Annotated in this window: 1 protein-coding gene; it reads left to right on the top strand. The window is 38.8% G+C overall.

What is annotated here, in order from left to right; all coding sequences use genetic code 11:
- Positions 1-889: 889 nt before the first annotated feature.
- Positions 890-3,799: an outer membrane beta-barrel protein gene (locus tag CHB62_RS14270; protein ID WP_089367346.1), complete on the top strand. Its 2,910-nt coding sequence runs from the start codon at positions 890-892 to the stop codon at positions 3,797-3,799.
- The last annotated feature ends 343 nt before the right edge of the window (positions 3,800-4,142 follow it).

The following is a 4,142-nucleotide window of genomic DNA, read 5'->3' on the forward strand; positions in this document are numbered from 1 at the left end:
ACTGGGCTTATAAAGCTTGTAGACATTATCCAACATAAGATTATCCACCAAGGCATCTAAAAGACGAACAGGGTCATCTTCTGCGATATCCTTATCGATTCTTTGAGGAAAAAGAATCATTTTCTTGTGTATGTAAGAACGAAAGTGTACCTTTGTCATAATGAGAATTTTTGAATGCCTAAAGGTACAAAAACTTTAGGAAATAGCAAAGCCCTGGCTTGAGAAAGTCGGTGCTTTGTGCATAAAAAAGAGGATGTGGACATTTTGACACACCCTCTTTTGGCTTGCTAAAAATGCCCTTTAGCCTTTGAACTCTTACCTTTGAACTTTGAGGTTTGAACTTTATAATATGTACCTTTAATGACTACGAATTTCTCTAATTACGCTAATGTTTCATGTAATATAATTCGTGTTATTCGCGTAATTCGTAGTTAACTTTATGATATGTACCTTTAATGACTACGAAACGATGCGGATATAGCAACAATGCAAAAAAAATAACGATTTTTTCTTGTTTAAAAAACATTTTGTATATTTGCAGCGTGTTAATATAAAGAATACGAATGATAAACAAGTTTTAAATTATGAAATACACCTCTTGTGGAGAATATAATTGCAGGCAAACTGATAGAAAAGTTCGGTTTATGCCTGTAAAATCCATTCGGTTCTTTTCATCCAAGAACTCTAATCATTATTGGATAGACTATGATCAGACAAAAACGTAGGATATGGCTAAAATGATCTACCTTCTTGATATTTCTTAGAAAGAATCTTCTGGATTTATGACCTACAAGCAAGCGTTATTTCCTTACCTAAAAGATAAATTAGAGGAATCTCTATTACCCCATACCTTTTGTAAACAATACGAATCAAGCATTGAGAATAAAATATGAAAACCTTTTGCACAGCTTTAATTTTGTTATGCCTTACCGTCTGCATATCGGCACAAACCTTAGACAATACTATTACCATTGAAGGTAGAGTGCAAGACTTTGTTACTCATGTAGATATCCCTGGTTGCTTAGTTGAAGTGCTAAATGCTAATGACAGCTCAGTCGTTGCTTCACAGAAGGCTCTTAAAGAATATCAGAGTGGTGAACAGAGCTGGAAAACATCTGAATATTGGATAACGATTCCACGTAAGGAGGGTGATTATATCCTTCGCGTTACCGAAGACGGTTATATGCCTACCTACGTAAAGCTCCCACTGCATCATTTTTATAAGCGAGAGATAAGCAGAGAAGTTGGTACCATCTTTCTGAAGCGCCCTAAAACGGTAGACTTAAATGAGGTGGTTGTTAAGGCTACAAAGGTGAAGTTCTATCATAAAGGCGACACGATTGTTTATAATGCCGACGCATTCCAGTTAGGTGAAGGCTCTATGCTCGACGCACTTATTCGTCAGTTGCCTGGCGCTGAACTAAGCAAGGATGGACGCATATATGTTAATGGCAAGTTTGTTGAGAGTTTGCTTCTCAATGGAAAAGATTTCTTCCGTGGAGATAATACTGTTATGTTTGAGAATCTGCCTACTTATATGGTAAACCAAGTAAAGGTGTATGACCGTCTTGGTGAAAATAGTCGTTTTCTCGGGCAAGAGGTGGCAGGAGACAAGAAATACGTGATGGATGTTCAACTGAAAAAGCAATACAACATAGGATGGGTAGGTAATGTGGAAACAGGTGGAGGAACAAAGGAACGCTACTTGGCTCGTCTGTTTGCTATGCGGTTTACTGATCACTCCCGTTTGGCTGTCTACGGAAATATGAACAATCTAAATGACGACCGTAAGCCCGGTGAGAATGACAACTGGTCGCCTTCTGATCTTTTTGGTGGGTTGACACAGCAACAGTTAGGAGGTCTTGACTATAATATAGATGCACGCAGTGGTAAGTATAAACTTAGTGGAAATGCACAGGTTAAGCATGCTGACAACACGATAGTGAATAACACTAATCGTACAAATTTCCTTGCAAACGGAGATACATACGACCGTATTGTAGCTAATAATAGGAATCACAATTTTTCTCTCTCCACCGATCATCAGTTCTATTTTGAGTTTAAGAATGCCAACTTGAATATCAAGCCACGTTTCAACTACCAATATTATAATAATAAAAGTGGATATTCTTCGCTGACGCTTAATCGTAGTTTTGCATCTTTCTCAAAGGCACAGTTGGATAGTTTGTACACACCAATGATAGGCAGGGAGCTGATTCGCACAGCCATTAACAGAAATCTTCGCAATGGACTATCAATTGGACATTCTTTAGAAGGTTCGGTTTCGATGGAGTCGTTAATTAAGTTCAAGCACTCTCCCGACCACGTCACCCTTTATGCTGACGCTTCTTTGAGGCATGCTACTGAGGATAGCTTTGACCGTAACCGAATTGATTATTATACCAACGGTCAGCAAAGTAATACAGACTTCCGCAACCGATATTTCAATAATCGTCCTGATCACGGCTATAGCATGACAGGTAAAGTGACTTACAGCTATTCAGTAAAGCGGGGCTTGTTCTTCGACTTTAGTTATAAATACAATCGGACTACCTCAAACCGATATTCTTCACTCTATCGTCTTGACCAGTTAGCAGATTGGGGAATTAACTCAGAGCATGAGCTTGGAACACTTCCTTCTGTGGATGCTTATAACAGAGTAATGGATATTCATAATAGCTATGACAGCAGGCAGACGGATAATACCCATACCCTCGGAGCCTTTCTTGTATGGAATAAGAGAACGACGAAGTCGGAGTGGTGGGCGCAGCTTGTACCTAATTTATCGCTGCTTTCACGGACGATGCATTATCATAGTGGAAATGTAGATACGACTTTTACGAAACGTTCTATACTTTACAATATGTATAGTACGTTCATCAAATGGCGTAGTACTGATCACAAATATGAATTCATGCTTCAATATCATGTGAACGGACAAGCTCCAGACATGAACCTGTTTGTAAACATCCTCAATACCACTGATCCATTAAACGTAACAATGGGTAATACCAACTTGAAACCATCCTATAAGCACGAACTTATATCACACTTCCTACGTATATATCCGAAAAAAGGACTGATGTGGTTAATAGAGGCTCAATATATCCCCACTGTTAACGCTATTGCTATGGGATATACCTACGACAAGGCTACAGGAAAGCGAACATTCAGACCATACAATGTGAATGGTAATTGGCACGGTCAGCTTGCTTTAGGTGGTGCTGGACCATTGACTAAAAATCGCAAGTTGGATTTTAAAGCTATGGCTGGGTTAAGATATGAGAAGAGTGTCGACCTTATTGGTTTGGCAGGCACGTCTGCATCTAATAGGAGCATAGTAGAATCGTTAAACTACGTTGGTGATTTACAGCTGAACTATAGGCTTGGGCAATCTTCCATTGGTTTCATTAGTAAAGGAAACTGGGCACATGTCGATGGCACTCGTGAAGACTTTGAGGCATTTAATGTGAGTGATTTCAATTACGGTTTAACAGCACAATTACAGTTGCCATGGGATTTCCGACTTGGGACTGACCTGACAATGTATAGTCGCCGAGGTTATTTAGATAAGTCGATGAATAGCGATGATTTGGTGTGGAATGCTCGTCTGTCACGCTCATTCTTCAAAGGACAACTTACCTTATTGCTTGATGGCTTCGACATTCTTGGTCAACTGAATAATGTCACACGGACGATGAATGCACAAGGAATCACAGAAACTTACAGTAATGTTATTCCCCGCTACGTGATGTTACATGCCGTCTATCACTTCAATATTATTCCTAAGAAAAAATAAAAGTATAAGACCCTTCCAAACTTCGGAGTGATGCTCCTTTCCCTTTGAACTTTGAGGTTTGAACATTGAACTTTATGATTTCCACCGACTACGCATGATACGAAGTACTTTGCAATAAGGCTTCGCGTAATTAGAGAAATTCGTAGTCATTAATGGTTCATATCATAAAGTTCAAAGTTCAAACCTCAATGTATAATAATTCGTATTTATTAATGGTTCATATCATAAAGCTCAAAGTTCAAAGTTCATTTCCACGGTTCTCTTCCAAACGAAGGTATACTTGTTGGCTTTCGATTCTATCTTTGTGCCGTCAATATATTCAACGTCAAGACTTATCAAACCT

This window comes from Prevotella jejuni (genome assembly GCF_900187995.1).
GTDB classification, from domain to species: Bacteria; Bacteroidota; Bacteroidia; order Bacteroidales; family Bacteroidaceae; genus Prevotella; species Prevotella jejuni.